At 68.7% G+C, this 17,765-nt stretch carries 9 protein-coding genes; all 9 read left to right on the top strand.

The genetic code is table 11. From position 1 onward, the window contains the following. The first annotated feature begins 161 nt into the window (after nt 1–161). The 9 genes from ACIBG8_RS10915 (at nt 162) to ACIBG8_RS10875 (ending at nt 17,594) form a co-directional block, all read left to right on the top strand. Nucleotides 162–2,558 (top strand): PQQ-dependent sugar dehydrogenase, encoded by a 2,397-nt coding sequence (locus ACIBG8_RS10915; protein ID WP_397342458.1) that lies wholly within the window; start codon nt 162–164, stop codon nt 2,556–2,558. Between the two features lie 74 nt (nt 2,559–2,632). Continuing rightward, a complete protein-coding gene (locus ACIBG8_RS10910) occupies nt 2,633–4,429 on the top strand; it encodes a glycosyl hydrolase family 28 protein (protein ID WP_397342457.1) in 1,797 nt (598 codons plus the stop codon). Continuing rightward, on the top strand, nt 4,426–7,053 hold the full coding sequence (locus ACIBG8_RS10905) for a glycosyl hydrolase family 95 catalytic domain-containing protein (RefSeq protein WP_397342456.1): 2,628 nt from the start codon (nt 4,426–4,428) through the stop codon (nt 7,051–7,053). The genes ACIBG8_RS10910 and ACIBG8_RS10905 overlap by 4 nt, the downstream gene beginning before the upstream one ends. A 5-nt stretch (nt 7,054–7,058) precedes the next feature. Then, a complete protein-coding gene (locus ACIBG8_RS10900) occupies nt 7,059–8,231 on the top strand; it encodes a hypothetical protein (RefSeq protein ID WP_397342455.1) in 1,173 nt (390 codons plus the stop codon). After that, nucleotides 8,228–9,943, top strand: coding sequence for a glycosyl hydrolase family 28 protein (locus ACIBG8_RS10895; RefSeq protein WP_397342454.1), 1,716 nt, complete (start codon nt 8,228–8,230; stop codon nt 9,941–9,943). Before ACIBG8_RS10900 ends, ACIBG8_RS10895 begins: the two co-directional genes overlap by 4 nt. Further along, entirely contained in the window at nt 9,940–11,838 is a 1,899-nt protein-coding gene (locus ACIBG8_RS10890) for a glycosyl hydrolase family 28 protein (RefSeq protein WP_397342453.1), read from the top strand. Before ACIBG8_RS10895 ends, ACIBG8_RS10890 begins: the two co-directional genes overlap by 4 nt. Nucleotides 11,839–11,850: 12 nt before the next feature. After that, nucleotides 11,851–14,313: a carbohydrate-binding protein gene (locus tag ACIBG8_RS10885; RefSeq protein WP_397342452.1), complete on the top strand. Its 2,463-nt coding sequence runs from the start codon at nt 11,851–11,853 to the stop codon at nt 14,311–14,313. 32 nt (nt 14,314–14,345) lie between these two features. Further along, nucleotides 14,346–16,409: a carbohydrate-binding protein gene (locus ACIBG8_RS10880; RefSeq protein WP_397342451.1), complete on the top strand. Its 2,064-nt coding sequence runs from the start codon at nt 14,346–14,348 to the stop codon at nt 16,407–16,409. Between the two features lie 225 nt (nt 16,410–16,634). Continuing rightward, a complete protein-coding gene (locus tag ACIBG8_RS10875) occupies nt 16,635–17,594 on the top strand; it encodes an endonuclease/exonuclease/phosphatase family protein (RefSeq protein WP_397342450.1) in 960 nt (319 codons plus the stop codon). The last annotated feature ends 171 nt before the right edge of the window (nt 17,595–17,765 follow it).

Genomic DNA, 17,765 nt, shown 5'->3' with positions numbered 1-17,765 from the left:
CCACTGGAGAATTCTCCACAAGAGGTCGGATGTGTGAGTTAGGAAGGTTTCCTAAGGATTGGACCGCTCCAAAGCCTCCAACGTGTTGACGGCTGTGACTTTTTGTGGGAACACGGTGCAAAGCTCCAATCTTTCGCGAGATTCCCCCCAAGGAGCATCCGATGAACTTACGCGCCGTCGCCTGCGCCCTCGCGCTGGCCGGAGGGACGTTGACAGCCGTGGCCGCGCCGGCGGCGGCCGCACCCACCCGCTACGAGGCGGAGAACGCCACCATCGTGCAGGGCGCGGTGGAGTCCAACCACACCGGCTATTCGGGCACGGGCTTCGTGAACGGCGACAACGTCGCGGGCCCGTACGTGGAGTGGACGGTCAACGCCGCCACAGCGGGCACCGCCACCCTGTCCCTCCGCTACGCCAACGGCACCACTGGCAACCGCCCGGCCGACATCACCGTCAACGGCACGCTCGTCGCCGACGACCGGGTCTTCAACCCCACAGCGAACTGGGACACCTGGGCCACCAGCACGCTGACGGCCCCCGTGGTCGCGGGCGCGAACAAGATCCGAGCCACCGCGGTGAGCGCGGGCGGCAACCCCAACTGGGACTACCTGGACGCCGAGGTCGCCCCGGGCGGCGACTTCACCGACTACCAGGCCGAGGACGCCACGATCTCGCAGGGCATCGTCGACACCAAGCACGCCGGTTACACCGGCTCTGGCTTCGTCGACTACACCAACGTGGCCGGCTCCTACGTGGAGTTCGCGGTGAGCGCGGCCACCACCGGGCAGCAGGCGCTGACCTTCCGCTTCGCCAACGGCACCACCACCGACCGGCCGATGACGATCGCGGTCAACGGCACGGCCGTCTCGACGACGAGCTTCCCCGGCACGGGCGCGTGGACCACCTGGCAGGAGATCACCGTCAACGCCGCCCTGACCGCGGGCGGCAACACCGTCAGGGCCACGGCCACCACCGCGAACGGCGGGCCGAACCTGGACCGGCTGCGCGTCACCGGCCCTGGGGACACCGAGAAGCCCACCTCGCCCGGCCAGCCGTCCTGCAGCCAGATCACCCACAACAGCCTCAGGCTCGACTGGGGACCGTCGACCGACAACATCGGCGTCGTCGCCTACGACATCTTCCACCAGGGCACCCAGATCGCCACCGCGCCCGCGCCGCCGTACACCCTGACCGGGCTGAACTCCGACTTCAACTACCAGATCTCGGTCTTCGCCCGCGACGCCTCGGGCAACGTGTCGCTCAGCAGCCCGGAGGTGAGCTGCAGGACCCTGCCCGCGCCGCCGGACAACCCGCCGACCGCGCCGGGCAAGCCCGCGATCAGCGGCGTGCAGCCCACCCAGGCCACCGCCACCTGGGCCGCCTCGACCGACGACAACGGGGTGAGCGCCTACCTGATCTACGACCAGAACAACGTGCTCCTGCACACCGTCGCGACCACCACGGCCACGGTGCCGCTGGAGTGCAACAAGACCTACCAGCTGCACGTCGTCGCCCGCGACACCGCCAGCCAGCTGTCCCCGTCGAGCCCCGCCTCCGACTCCTTCACCACCGGCTCGTGCGGCACCGTCCCGCAGGCGCCGAGCACCATCGCCGGTGGCTGGGACGTGCCCTGGGACATCTCCTGGGCGCCGGACGGCACCTACGCCCTGGTCACCGAGCGCGACACCTTCAAGGTCTTCAAGGTGACGCCGTCCGGCACCAAGACGCAGGTCGGCACCGTGCCCAACGTGCAGACCACCGACGGCGAGGGCGGCCTCATGGGCCTGGACTTCTCGCCCACCTGGAACGGCACGACCGACCAGGAGGTGTTCTTCATGCACACCGCCTCGGAGGGAAACCGCGTGGCGAAGATGAACTTCAACGGCACCGCGCTGTCCGGCTACGCCTCGATCCTCCAGGGCATCAACAAGAACCGCTACCACAACGGCGGCCGCATCAGGTTCGGCCCCGACGGCTACCTGTACGTCACCACCGGCGACGCCCAGCAGTCCAGCAACGCCCCCAACCTCAACTCGCTCAACGGCAAGATCCTGCGCATCACCAAGACCGGAGCGGCAGCGCCGGGCAACCCGTTCGGCACACGCGTCTACAGCTACGGTCACCGCAACCCGCAGGGCATCGCCTGGGACTCGGCCGGCCGCCTGTGGGAGTCGGAGCTGGGCAACTCCTCGCGCGACGAGCTCAACCTGATCCAGCCGGGCAAGAACTACGGCTGGCCCACCTGCGAGGGCACCTGCAGCGTCTCCGGCATGACGAACCCCAAGTACACCTGGAGCGTCTCTGAGGCCTCGCCCAGCGGCATCGCCATCGTCAACAACACGATCTTCATGGCGGCGCTGCGCGGCCAGCGGCTGTGGCGCATCGTCCTCAACGGCGAGAACGTCTCGACCGTCAACTCCTACTTCAACTCCACCTACGGCAGGCTCCGCGCGGTGGAGAAGGTGCCGAACGCGAGCGCCATCTGGTTCGGCTCCACCAACTCCGACAACAACGGCAGCGGCGCCGCCGACGTGATCCGCCGCTCGAACATCCAGTAACCCCCAGCTCTCACCCGGCGGCCGTCTTCCGCTCGGCCGCCGGGTGAGCCACCCCCCGACTGGAGCTCCCCCCGATGACTCCCTCCAGGCGAGACCTGCTCCTGGGCGCTCTCGCCGCGCCCGTCGTCGCCGGTCTCGGCGGTACGGCCGCGCGCGGCTCCGCCGTACAGGCCGCTGATCCGTGGGACCAGGTGCCCACGATCCTGGCCAGGATCGTGCCGCCCACCTTCCCCGACCGGACGTTCAGCATCGCCGACTACGGCGCCAAACCCGACAACACCACCGACTGCACGCCCGCCTTCCGCAACGCCATCGCCGCCTGCAACGCCGCGGGCGGCGGCACCGTGCTGGTGCCCGGCACGGGCAAGTTCCGCACCGGGCAGATCCACCTGCTGTCGAACGTGCGCCTGCACGTGGAGGCGGGCGGCACGATCCGCTTCCGCTCCGACGCGGGCTCGTTCCTGCCGAACGTGTTCACCCGCTGGCAGGGCATCGAGTGCTACAACTACTCGCCGTTCATCTACGCGCGCGGCCAGACCAACATCGCGCTGACCGGGACCGGCACCATCGACGGCAACGCGGCGGCCGGGCCGTGGTTCGGCTTCGACTCCCAGCGCGACCCGGACTGGCAGCGGCTGCAGCAGATGGCCGTGGACGGCGTGCCGGTCGAGCAGCGGCAGTTCGGCGACGGGCACTTCCTCAAGCCGAGCATGATCCAGCTCTACTCGTGCACGAACCTGCTCATCGAGGACCTGGATCTACGCAACCCGGCGATGTGGACCCTGCACCCCGTTTTATCCCGAAATATCACTGTACGGCGGGTCAAGATCTACAGCCGGGGCGCGATGGTCGACGGCGTCGACCCCGAGTGCTGCGCCGACGTGCTCATCGAGGGCTGCTCCTTCGACACCGGCGACGACGGCACCGTCATCAAGTCGGGCCGCGACACCGACGGCCGCCGCGTCGGCGTGGCGTCGGAGAACATCGTGATCAGGAACAACAAGTACTACGGCCGGTGGGGCGCGATCACCGTCGGCAGCGAGATGTCCGGCGGCGTGCGCAACGTCTTCGCCGAGAACAACCAGATCTTCCCCGGCAGCTCCTACAAGTCGTTCTACGCGCTCTACCTGAAGACCAACAACCGGCGCGGCGGCGTCGTGGACGGCGTGCACGTGCGCAACCTGACCGGCGGGCCGTGCGACAGGGGCGGGTTCTACGTCGACATGAACTACAGCCTGACCGGGCCGGGCAACGGGCCGATCGTCAACCCGGTGATCCAGAACATCACCGTGCAGGGGCTGAACATCGCCGACTCGCCGTTCGCCATCAAGCTGTCGGGGTCGTCGGCGAGCCACATCAAGAACGTGACGATCTCCAACAGCACGTTCACCTCGATCGACACCCCGGCGCCGCAGATCTCCAACGCCGACAACGTGACGCTCGCCAACGTCCGGATCAACGGCGTCCTGTACGGCACGCCGCCCACGGCCACCCGGTACGAGGCGGAGAACGCGCAGATCACCCAGGGCGTCGTGGAGTCCAACCACGCGGGCTACTCCGGGACGGGGTTCGTCAACTACGACAACGTGAGCGGTTCTTCTGTGCAGTTCGCGGTGAATGTCCCGGCTGCGGGGACCGCCACTCTGGCCTTCCGCTTCGCCAACGGCACGACCACGAACCGCCCGATGGACATCGTCGTGAACGACGTCGTGATCGCGGCGGCCAAGCCGTTCAACGGCACCGGCGCCTGGACGACCTGGCAGACCACCACGGTCTCCGCCCAGCTCCTCGCGGGCGCGAACACCATCAAGGCCACCGCCACGACGGTCAACGGCGGTCCCAACCTCGACTACCTGGAGGTCCAGGCATGACCGTTTCGCGACGGGTGGTACTCGGGTCCGCTTTCGGCGGCCTCGCCGTGAGTGCTTTTCCCCTGCAAGCAAGGGCAAGGGCGGCGGGGTGGGCGCTCGACAACCGGATGACCACCGACGCCCAATGGTCGGACTTCCTGAAAAAGCAGGACCTGCTCTGGGCCCGCATGCCGACCGTCTGGCACGAGGGCCCCTTCCTCGGCGACGGCCTGCTCGGCAGCATGGTCTACAAGGAGCCCAGCGCCAACAAGGTCCGCTTCACCGTCCAGCACGGCCGTGTCCAGGACCACCGCCCCACTTACGGCAGCGGCTTCGGCACCTGCCGCCTCCCCGTCGGCCACCTCACCCTCGACCCCGTCGGCACCATCACCGCCGTCGACTGGCGGCTGAGCCTGTGGGACGCCGAGCTCACCGGCACCATCGTCACCACGGCGGGAAGGATCACCTTCACCGCCTTCATCCACGACGAGCTGTTCGTGGCCGACGCCACGGTGACCGGCACCGAGCAGGTCCGCTGGACCTTCCATCCCGAGGCCGCCAACAGCCCGCGCGAGGCGAGCGAGGCGCCGCCGTCCGGCTACACCCACAACCCCACCTGGACCACCAAGACCACCGGCGACGTCAAGCAGGTCCTCCAGGCGCTGGTGGGCGGCGGCCAGACGGCGACCGCCTACCGCCAGACGGGCAACCGGCTGAACCTGTCAGTGGCCCACAGCTTCCCCTCGACGAGCGCCGCCGCCACGACCAGCCTGCAGAAGGTCCAGAACGCGCAGCCGTACGACCAGCTGAGAACCGCCCACCAGGCCTGGTGGCACGCCTTCTACCGCAAGAGCTTCGTCTCCATCCCCGACCAGCGGCTGCAGAGCTTCCACTGGATCCAGCTCTACAAGGTCGCCAGCGCCACCCGCGCGGGCGGCCCGGTGATGGCGACGACCGGGCCGTGGCTGGAGCCCACCCCGTGGCCGGGCGTGTGGTGGAACCTCAACGTGCAGCTGGAGTACTGGCTGATCCACGGCTCCAACCACCTGGAGCTCGACTCGGTCACCAGCACGCTCGACCAGAACCGGGCCCAGCTCACCGCCAACGTCGGCAGCGCCTACCGCGCCGACTCCAGCGGGGTGGGGCGCAGCTCCGACATGTTCGCCACCCGCAGCGTCGGCACGCCGGGCAGCGGGGCCGAGGTGGGCGACCTGACGTGGGCGCTGCACAACGTGTGGCTGTCCTACCGGCACACCATGGACGACAACCTGCTGCGCGACGTGCTGTTCCCGCTGCTCAGGCGGGCGATCAACTACTACCTGCACTTCCTGGCGAGCGGCTCGGACGGCAAGCTGCACCTGCCCTCGACGCTGTCGCCCGAGTATCCGGTGGTGCCGCCGCAGGACACCACCTACGACCTCGCGCTGATCAGGTGGGGCTGCCAGACGCTCATCGACGCCGCCGCGCGGCTCGGCATCGACGACCCGCTGAAGACGAAGTGGCAGAACACCCTCAGCACGCTCACGCCGTACCCGACAGACACCAACGGGTACATGATCGGCGGCAGCACGCCGTACGCGCAGTCGCACCGCCACTACTCCCACCTGCTCCAGATCTACCCCCTGTATCTCGTCAACTGGGACCAGACGGCCAACAGGACGCTCATCGAGAAGTCGATCGTGCGCTGGCACGCGCTGACCGGCGCGCACCGCGGTTACAGCTACACCGGCGCGGGATCCATGTACGCGATGATGGGCCGCGGCGACACCGCCCTGTCGTACCTGCTGAAGTTCTTCGATCCCACGACGAGCTTCCCGTGCCGCGCCAACACCCACTACACCGAGGCGGGCCCGGTCATCGAGACGCCGCTGAGCGCCTCGCAGACCATCCACGACCTGCTCTGCCAGAGCTGGGGCGGCGTCGTGCGGATCTTCCCCGCCGTCCCGTCCGCGTGGGCCGACGTCACGCTGCACGACTTCCTGACGCAGGGCGCGTTCCTGGTCAGCGCGGTACGGCAGGCGGGCGCGACCCGGTTCGTCCGGGTCAGGTCCCTGGCCGGTGAGCCGCTCAAGCTCAAGCACGGCCTCGCCGGCACGGTCACCGCCACGCTCGACGACGGCAGCCCCGCGGCGGTTACCGACCTCGGCGGCGGTGTCCTGCAGATCACCCTGCCCAAGGACAGGGAGGTCCTCCTGTACGGCGGAGCCGCCCCCAGCCTGGTCATCGCGCCGGTGACCGCGTCCCAGCCGGGCGCGCCGTGGGGCCTGCCGGGGACGCCGGGCCGCTACGAGGCGGAGAACGCCCAGATCACCCAGGGCGCGGTGGAGTCCAACCACGCGGGCTTCTCCGGCACCGGCTTCGTCAACTTCGACAACGTGGCGGGCAGCGCCATCGAGTTCACCGTCGAGGGCCCGGCGACCGGCCTGACGTTCGGCTTCGCCAACGGCACCACGGCCAACCGGCCCATGGCCGTCTCCGTCGACGGCGGCGCTGCCACGACGCTCGACTTCCCCGGCACCGGCGCGTGGACCACCTGGACCACCAGGACGCTCAGCGCCTCGCTCGCCGCGGGCACGCACACGGTCAAGCTCACCGCCACCACCGCCAACGGCGGTCCCAACCTCGACTATCTCGACCTCGGATAAGGATCATGGACCTTTCACGCCGCCAGTTCGGCGCCCTGATGGGGGGAGCCGCCTTCGCCCCCTTGCTGCCTTCCACCGCAGCCGCCGCTGCCGCGGCCACGCTGCTGCCCGCCGGGATGGCCTGGAAGCAGATGTGGTCGGCCACCAACGACATGGGCGCATGGGAGACCGTCGAGGACGACAGGGCCGACTCCCACCCGGCCGGTCAGCCGCACATCTTCGGCGAGAGCGACCACTTCCGCTTCAACATGCACATGGTCGACCGCGACAGCATGACCGACCGGCAGCGCCAGGAGGTGACGGGCAACCGCACGTCCTCCTCGTCCTACCTGGAGTGGAAGACGGGGGAGCTGTGGCGGGTGACGTACTCGATGTACATCCCGTCCACCCTCAAGGCCACCACGACCTTCACCCACATCTTCCAGACCAAGATGCCGGGCACCGGGTCCCTGCCGATCACGGTCACCTCGCTGCGCCGGGTCGACGGCGCGCAGACCATCGAGCACAAGGTGTTCCAGCAGGACGTCACCGTCGGCAGCACGAGCCTGACGCCGCTGCAGAACAAGTGGATCGACATCGACTACGAGATCAGGATCGGCTCCTCCGGCGGGGTGCGGTGGGTGCTGCGCGACGGCGCGACGGCCGTGGTCGACGCCACGAGGACGGGCGTGAACACCTTCCTCGGCGACCGGGTGCGGCCCAAGTGGGGGATCTACCGCTCGCTGGGCGACACCTCGGGCTCGCTGCAGGACTGCCACCTGCTGCTGGGCAACCTGCGCTCCTACAAGGCCGTCGCCGCCTCCGCCGTGCGGTACGAGGCGGAGAGCGCGGTCATCTCCCAGGGCGTCGTCGAGTCCAACCACAGCGGCTACAGCGGCACCGGGTTCGTCAACGGCGACAACGTCGCCGGCGGCTACACCGAGTGGACGGTGAACGGCGTCGCCGGGCCCGCCACGCTGCGCATCCGCTACGCCAACGGCACCACGGCCGGCCGTACGGCCTCGATCGCGGTCAACGGCGCGGCCGTCGCCCACACGTTCGGCACCACGGCGAACTGGGACACCTGGGCGACCGCCACCCTGCAGACCACCCTCGTCGCCGGGGCCAACAAGGTCCGGGTGACCGGCACGGGCTCTGGCGGCAACCCCAACCTGGACTACCTGGAGGTCGTGCAATGAGAAGGCGCGAGTTCCTGCGTGCGGCAGCTCTGGCCGCCGTGATGCCCATGGTGTCCTTTTCCTCGTCACCCTGGGACGAACTGCCCGCCATCCTGGCCCGCATCGTCCCGCCGACCTTCCCCGACCAGGCGTTCAGCATCACCGACTACGGCGCGGTCGGCGACAACTCCACCGACTGCACCGCGGCGTTCAAGAACGCCATCGCCGCCTGCAACGCGGCGGGCGGCGGCCGGGTGGTCGTCCCGCCCGGCACCTTCCGCACCGGCAAGATCCACCTGCTGTCGAACGTCAACCTCCAGGTGAACGGCACGATCAGGTTCCGCACCGACCCCGGCTCCTACCTGCCGAACGTCTTCACCAGGTGGGAGGGCATCGAGTGCTACAACTACTCGCCCTTCATCTACGCCAACGGCCAGACCAACCTCGCCATCACCGGCACGGGCACCATCGACGGCAACGCCCCGGCGGGCGACTGGGCGTCGTGGGGCGGCGGCGGCGCCGACCGCGACCAGCTCCGCTCCTGGGGCGCCGGCGACTACCCGGTCGCCCAGCGCCAGTTCGGCAGCGGCCACAAGCTGCGCCCCAACATGATCGGCCTCTACAACTGCACGAACATCCTCGTCGAGGGCGTCAACCTGCGTAACCCGGCCATGTGGACGCTGCACCCGGTCTACTGCGCCAACGTCACCGTCAGGAACGTCACCTTCTACTCCACCAACTCCCAGGGCGACGGCTGCGACCCCGACTCCTGCACCGACGTGCTCATCACCGGCTGCAAGTTCAACACCAACGACGACTGCGTCCCCATCAAGTCGGGCCGCGACCGCGACGGCCGCCGCGTGAACAAGCCGTCGCAGAACATCGTGATCCAGAACTGCAAGTTCAGCGGCCGGTGGGGCGGCGTCACCGTCGGCAGCGAGATGTCCGGCGGCGTGCGCAACGTCTTCGCCGAGGACTGCGAGTGCAACGCGGCCGACTTCCCCGGCCGCTACCCGGTCAAGTACGCGTTGTACGTCAAGACCAGCTTCAACAGGGGCGGCTTCGTCGACGGCGTGCACCTGCGCCGCATCTCCGGGCGCAACCTGGAGCGCAGCGCCCTGTACATCACGCTCAACTACGAGACGAGCGGCTCGCTGCCGCCCGTCGTGCAGAACTTCACGGCGGACGCCCTGACGATCAGCGGCGCCGTACAGGCCTGGAACCTGGACGGCCGCTCCACCGACCACATCAAGAACGTGACGATCTCCAACAGCGTCTTCACCGGCATCACCACGCCCACCCCCACGGCGTCCTACGTCGACAACCTCGTGGTCACCAACGTCTCGATCAACGGCAGCGGCGGCTCGTCCGTCAAGTACGAGGCCGAGAACGCCGTCATCGCGCAGGGCGTCGTCGAGTCCAACCACGCGGGCTACTCCGGCACCGGGTTCGTCAACGGTGACAACGTGATCGGCGCCTACGTCGAGTGGACCGTGACCGGCCCCGGCGCGCTGAAGGTCCGCTCCGCCAACGGCACCACCACCAACCGGCCCATGGCGCTCTCCGTGGACGGCGGCGCGGCCACGACCGTCAACTTCCCGGGCACCGGCGCCTGGACCACCTGGACCACGACCTCGCTCGGCACCCTGACCGCCGGTTCGCACACCGTCCGGCTCACCTCGACCACCGCCAACGGCGGGCCGAACCTCGACTACGTGGAGGTAGCACCATGATCCGCCTGCTGGTCGCCCTCGCGCTGGTGATCCCCGGCTTGCAGACCACCATGGCCGCCGAGTTCAACGTCCGCGACTACGGCGCGGTCGGCAACGGCAGCACCAACGACGACGACGCCATCGACCGCGCCATCAACGCCGCCAGCGCGGCGCCGGGCGGCGTCGTGGTGTTCCCCTCAGGCACGTACCGCTCCAGGACCATCCACCTGAAGTCGAACATCACCCTGCGCCTGGACAGCGGCGCCACCATCAAGGCCGCCTCCAGCGGCATGGACGCGCCGGAGTCCAACTCCTACGACTCCTACCAGGACTACGGCCACAGCCACTTCCACAACGCCCTCATGTGGGGCACCGGCCTGACCAACGTCACCATCACCGGTTCAGGGACGATCGACGGCGACCACAACCTCATCACCGGCAACCCGTCCAGCGGCCAGGCCGACAAGGCGCTGTCGATCACCGAGTGCTCGAACCTCACCCTGTCCGGCGTCACGTTCAGGCACGGCGGCCACTTCGCCGCGCTGATCAACGGCTGCCACGACATCGTCATCGACAACCTCAAGACGATCAACGACGACACCGGGGTGCGCGACGGCATCAACCTGATCAACAGCTGGAACGTCACCGTCACCAACTCCCGCATCGAGGCCAGCGACGACGCCCTGGTGTTCAAGAGCGACTTCGCCCTCGGCCACACCTACACCACCCAGAACGTCCGGGTCAGCGACACCACTGTCTACTCGCACGAGAACAACGCGCTGCAGTTCGGCTCCGAGACCTGCGGCAACTTCCGCGACCTGCGCTTCGACCGGATCACCGTGCTCGGCGCGGGCAAGGCGGGGATCGGCATCGTCTCCATGGACGGCGCGATCATCGAGGACGTCCACTACACCGACGTCACGCTCACCAAGACCACCACGCCGATCTTCATGAAGATCGGCGAGCGCAAACGCTGCCCGGGTTCGCCACCGGCCGGTCGGATCAGGAACATCCACCTGACCAACGTCACCGGCAGCAACCTGACCGCCCCCGAGCCTTCGAGCACGACCGGCGGGTCCGAGCTGACCAGCACGATCACCGGCACGCCCGCCGTCGACATCGGCCCCGACCTGGTCCTCGACGGCGTGAACCTCAAGGTCCCCGGCGGCCACCCCGCCTCGGACGCGACGAAGGTGCCCGGCGAGTTCCTCACCACCTACCCGCCGCGCGACTACGGCACCAGGCCCTCCTTCGGGTACTGGGCCCGCCACGTGCAGGGCCTGACCATCAACGGGGAGCTGCGCTTCGACGCCAACGACAACCGCCCGGCCGTCATCACCGACGACGGCTCGAACGTCTCCCTGAACCTCGTCGCCCAGCGCGGTTCGAGCAGCCCCTACGACGTAGGGGTAAGCGGCATTTCCGGATATGTCGTAGCAGGCACCAACACAACCGGCGGCGCGCTGCGGGTCAAGGCGACGAACTCCTCCGGAAACCCCGTCCTGCTGTACGGCGAGGCGGAAGCGGGCGCGATCACCGCGCCCATGCAGGTCGTCGCCGATGCCACAGCGTCCGGCGGCTCCTACGTCACCGTCGCCTCAGGCAACAACAGCAAGACCACCGCACCTGCCACCGGCCACGACACGCTCACCTTCACCGTCCCCGAGTCCGGAACCTACGCGGTGTGGGCCAAGGTGATCGCCGCCAACGACGGCGACGACTCCTTCTGGGTCCGCGTCGACGGCGGCGCCTGGACCAACTGGAACGGCATCCCCCTCGGCACGTCCTGGCACTGGGCCAAGACCCCGCTCTCCGTCAACCTCACCGCGGGCACCCACACCGTGACCTTCGCCTACCGCGAGGACGGCGCACGTCTCGACCAGGTCGCCCTGTCCAACGGCCCCACTCCCGCATAAGGAGCACGTGCAATGTCCCGTACGGCCCGCGTCGCCGTCCTCGCTCTCCTGTTGTCCCTGCTGACGGCGCTTCCCGCCCAGGCCGACCTGCAGCACCCGCGCCAGGCCTTCCTCCGCGGCTCGATCTCGGGGCTGTTCCTGCACTGGGGCGAGCGCACCTCGCCGCAGCACACCAGCTGCTCCCAGTGGGAGGCCGACGTCATCAGCGGCGGCTGGACCCCCACCTACTGGGTGAACGAGGCCAAGAAGCTGCACGCGCAGTACATCGTGCTGGCCACGTTCCACAGCAGGCTCGGCTACGCCAGGCCGTACCCGTCAGCGATCCCGGGCTCGTGCAAGACGAGCCGCGACTTCCTCGGCGAGCTCATCGACGCCGCCGACGCGCAGGGGCTGAAGGTCATCCACTACATGACCGACGACCCGCAGTGGCACAACGAGGGCCTCAGCTCCGGCTCGTGGCTCAACTCCAGCGCCTTCTCGTCCTACGTCGGGCACACGGTCGACCTGACCACCCGCGACGGCTTCGGCGAGTTCAGCTACCTGCAGTTCTTCGAGCAGATGCAGCGCTACCCGAAGCTCGCCGGGTTCTGGATCGACAACGACAACGCCTACTGGGAGCGCAACAACCTCTACGCCAAGATCTACCAGCAGCGCCCCGACATGACGATCTCCAACAACAACGAAGACACGCCGATCATGGACATGATCAGCAACGAGCAGAAGACCGGCATGACGCCGTCCTACGACTACCCGCAGGCGGTCTACACGGCGGCCCCGCGGCTCATCGAGGCCGACTTCAAGCTGCCCTCGTCCGGCCCCTGGTGGTACGGCGGCAGCGACTCCACCATCGACTACAAGCTCACCCTCGGCCGGCTGATCACCAACGCGGGCTCGTCGGTGAAGGCGCTGATGGCCGAGACCGCGATGGTCAACGGCAAGTTCCCGGCCCAGCAGGTCGCCTTCAACAACTTCGCGCAGACCTACCTCGACCCGATCTGGGAGTCGCTCAACGGCACCGAGGGCGGTGGCTACATGTACGGCGGGCTCAAGCCGGGCTTCTGGAACAACGGCGCGCACGGCGTCACCACGATCGCCAAGAACGACCCCAACCGCCACTACATCCACGTGGTCACCCCGCCGACGGGCAGCACGCTGTCGGTGCGCGACAACGGCTACACGATCTCCTCGGTGACGAACCTGCGCACCGGCGCGCCCGTCACCTTCACCCAGTCGGGCGGCACGCTCACGCTGAGCGGCGTCTCCTCCTGGGACCAGTACGACACGGTCTTCAAGGTCGTCTCCAGCGGCCGGACCGGCATCTACACCGGGGTCGCCACCTCGCCCTCGGCTGCCGGTGACGGCAACTACCTCACCTACGGGGAGACCTCCTCGGTGACCTTCGACCTCGGTTCCGCGAAGAAGATCCAGTACCTGGGCTTCAACCAGCGCGAGGACTCCACCGTCTACCCGTCGTCCGGCTCGGCGCGCATCTCCGGCTACCAGGTGCACGTCAGCAACGACGGTTCGTCGTGGGGGAGCGCGGTCAAGACGGGCACCGTACCCAACGCCAGAGGGGTGCAGGTCATCGACCTCAGCCCCGTCACCGCCCGCTACGTCCGCCTGACCAAGACCGGAACGCACGGCGTCGATCGCTGGCGGGTCGAGGAGGCGTGGGTCGGCGGCTCCTACCCGGGCGGTACGGTCACCCCGCCGGGACGCTACGAGGCCGAGGACGGCACGATCTCGCAGGGCGTCTTCGAGAACAGCCACACCGGCTACAGCGGCACCGGCTACGTCAACGGCGACAACGTCGCGGGCTCCTACCTGCAGTGGGCGTTCACCGCACCCGCGGCGGGCACCGCGACGGTCAAGCTCCGCTACAGCAACGGGACCACCACCAACCGGCCGTCCGCGATCGCGGCCAACGGCACGACGGTGTACGGCTCGCGCGACTACGCGAGCACCGGCACCTGGGACAGCTGGGCCACCGACACCTTCACCGTCCCGGTCAACGCGGGCAGCAACACCCTGCGCGCCACGGCCACGACGGCCAACGGCAACCCGAACATCGACTACGTCGACGTCACCTTCGGCGGGTCGCCGGCCACGGACTACCAGGCGGAGGACGGGGTGATCTCGCAGGGGGCCGCCGAGTCCAACCACGCCGGATACACCGGGACGGGCTTCGTCAACTACGACAACGTGGTCGGTAGTTACGTCGAGTTCACGGTGACCGGGCCAGGCACGCTGACGTTCCGGTACGCCAACGGCACCACCGCGGGCCGTCCGATGGACGTCACGGTCAACGGGGTCCTCGTCGCCGACGAGCTCGCCTTCGACCCCACCGCCAACTGGGACACGTGGGCGACGCAGACGCTCGCCGTACCCCTGAGCGCCGGGACCAACGTCGTGCGGGCCACCGCCACGACGGCGGGCGGCGGCCCCAACCTCGACAAGATCACTCTCGGCTCGTGAAAGGCATTGGCATGGCTCGATGGTGGGTGGTGATGGCTTTGATCGCGGCTTCCCTGGTGGGGGCCCCGGCTGCGGAGGCATCGGACAACGGGCTGTCGATCCGTCCCGCTATGGGGTGGAGCAGCTGGAGCTGGGTGCGTCGCTGGCCGGACGAGGCCAAGATGAAGGCGCAGGCCGACGCGCTGGTGAGCAGCGGGCTGGCCGCGCACGGTTACGTCTACATCAACCTCGACGACTTCTACCAGAAGTGCGACGCCAACGGCTTCATGGTCGACGGGTTCGGCCGGTGGGCGGTCGACAGCGCCAAGTTCCCGTCGGGGATCAAGGCGCTGGCCGACTACGTGCACGCCAAGGGGCTGAAGTTCGGCTTCTACGTCACGCCCGGCATCGCCAAGAACGCCGTCACGGCCAACAAGCCGATCGAGGGCACCTCCTACCACGCGCAGGACATCGCGGACACGACGCAGACGCACAAGAACTACAACTGCAAGAACATGTACCGGCTGAAGTACAGCCACCCGGGCGCGCAGGCGTTCATCAACTCCTGGGCCAACCAGATGGCGTCGTGGGGCGTCGACTACCTCAAGATCGACGGCGTGGACGCCACGACCGTCGCCGACGTCGAGGCCTGGGACAAGGCGCTGCGCCAGACCGGCAGGCCGATCAACTTCGCCCTGTCCAACAACCTGCCCATCGCGCAGGCCACCACCTGGAAGCGCCTCGCCAACAGCTGGCGCACCCAGGGCGACGTCGAGTGCTACTGCGGCCCGGGACCCAACGGCAGCGGCTACCCGCTGACCACCTGGGCCAAGGTCACCAGCCGCTTCACCTCCGCCGCCGACTGGCAGCCGTACGCGGGGCCCGGCGGCTGGAACGACCTCGACTCCCTGCAGATCGGCAACGGCGACCAGGTCGGGCTCACCGCCGACCAGCGGCGCTCGCACATGACGCTGTGGGCGATGGCCGCCTCGCCGCTGCTGCTCGGCACCGACCTCACCGCGCTGACCTCGGTGGACCTGGCGATGCTCACCAACGACCGGCTCATCGCGGTCAACCAGGACGGCGTGGCCGCCAGGCGCATCGTGAACAGCGGCGTCAACCAGGTGTGGAGCAAGCGGGAAGCCTCGGGGGAATACGTCGTCGCGCTGTTCAACACCGGCACCTCGGGCAACTCCACGGTGAGTGTCACCTGGTCGCAGGTCGGTTTCACCGGCGCGGCCGAGGTCACCAACCTGTGGTCGGGGGCCTCCGAGGGGACCGTCTCCTCCGGCTACAGCGCCACCCTGCGTCCAGGTGAAACCCGCCTGATCAGGGCCAAGCCCGTCTCGGTCTCGGGAAACCGGCACGAGGCGGAGGACGCGGCCATCACCCAGGGCGCCGTCGAGTCCAACCACCTCGGGTACTCGGGGGCCGGGTTCGTGAACTTCGACAACGTCGTGGGCAGCGGCCTCACCTGGACCTTCACCGCCCCCTCAGCCGGTACGGCGGCGCTGACCCTCCGCTACGCCAACGGGACCACGACGAACCGGCCCATGTCGGTCAGCGTCAACGGGTCGGCGCCGGTCACGCGTGACTTCAACGGGACGGCCAACTGGGACACCTGGGCGGACTCCACGCTCACCGTGCCGCTCAACGCCGGGACCAACACCGTCACCCTGACGGCGACCACGGCTTCCGGCGGGCCGAACCTGGACTACCTGGACGTTGCCGTTGCTTCTCCTGAGTACCAGGCGGAGAACGGAGTGATCTCGCAGGGCGTCGTGGAGTCCAACCACGCCGGATTCACCGGGACCGGGTTCGTGAACTACGACAACGTGGTGGGTTCCTCCGTGGAGTTCACCGTGAACGCGGCGGCGGCCGGGACCAAGCCGGTGACCATCCGCTACGCCAACGGCACCACCATCGGGCGGCCGATGGACGTGGTCGTCAACGGCGTCACCGTCGCCTCCGCGCAGCCCTTCGACCCGACGGGCGCCTGGACGACCTGGGTGGAGTCCACGGTGCAGGTTCCGCTGAACGCGGGCGCCAACACCATCCGCCTGACCGCCACCACCGCCAACGGCGGCCCCAACCTGGACCGCATCACCGTCCCCTGACCTCCCTCCAGGCGGGGCCTCTCACGGGCCCCGCCCCTTACGGCCCCGCTTCTTACGGCCTCCACCTCCTACGGCCCCCGCCTCTTACGGCGTCCACCTTCTACGACCCCCGCCTCTTACGGCCTCCACCTCCTACGGCTCTCGCCTGTTACGGGCCCCTGCTCCTCCGGGCGGGTCTGATGGGGACCTCATAATTTCTTAAGGTTCACTGGCAACAATCGAACGGTGACCATCACCGTCGTCGCAGAACGCCCTCCCGGCACCCGGCGCAAACGCCGCTGGGTGTCGTGGACGTTGGCCGGGTTCTTCGTGGCCTGGGCGATTGTGCGGCTGTTCGGGATCGAGGTGGGCAGCCTCGTCACCCAGCTGATGACCCTCACCCCGTACGGCGCGGCGGGCGCGCTGGTGGTGGCGCTGCTGGTGTGGCGACGCAACCGCCCCGCCGCGATCGCCGCACTGGTGGCGTGCGCCGTGCTCGCCGTACTGGTGCTGCCCAGAGCCACCGGGGTCCCGGTAGGCCAGGGCAAGCCGTTCCGCGTGTTGTCCCTGAACATGTTCGGGAGAGCAGACCCCGACACCGTCGTAGCGCTGGTCCGGAAATACCACCCCGACGTCCTGAGCGCCCTGGAACTCACCCCAGCCCAGGTCGACCGCCTGGACGCGGCAGGCTTGAAGGACCTGATGCCGTACCGCGTGCTGGAACCCGACTACGGCGCAACCGGCAGCGGCCTTTACGCCGCCCTCCCCATGACCCCGTTGACCGGCCTTTTCACCCCCATAGGCCACAACATGCCCGCAGCCACGGTCACCCTGCCCGACGGCCGCCCCGTCCAGGTGGTAGCCGTCCACCCGAACCCACCGCTGGGCTCGATGACGTCCGAATGGAACGCCTCTCTGGCCGCGTTGCCGTCCGCGTCGAAGGACGTGTTGCGCGTGCTGGCAGGCGACTTCAACGCCAGCCTGGACCACCGCGCGTTCCGCGACCTCTTGTCCCGCGGCTACCTCGACGCAGCGGACCGCGCAGGCAAGGCACTGACCCCCACCTGGCCCAACGGCCGACGCCTGCCCCCCATGATCACCATCGACCACATCCTGGCCGACTCCCGCGCAGGGGTGGCCAGCGTAGAGATCCTCGACGTCCCCGGCACCGACCACCGCGCCATATACACCGACCTCCGCCTCTAACCCCACCCCACCCGAGCGCCCCTCCACCCCAACGCTCACTCCACCCGAGCGTCCACTCCACCCGAGCGCCCTCACCCCACGCGAGGTCCTCATGCGAGGCCCCACACCGGGCCCCGACGCCGGAGGGCCGAGACCCGCTCCACCCAGCGCCAACCCACCGCCGGGCTCGCG

The organism is Nonomuraea sp. NPDC050556 (assembly GCF_044457355.1).
GTDB lineage: Bacteria > Actinomycetota > Actinomycetes > Streptosporangiales > Streptosporangiaceae > Nonomuraea.
The sequence above is the reverse complement of the archived record's forward strand: the minus strand, read 5'-3'. Positions and strand labels throughout refer to the sequence as shown.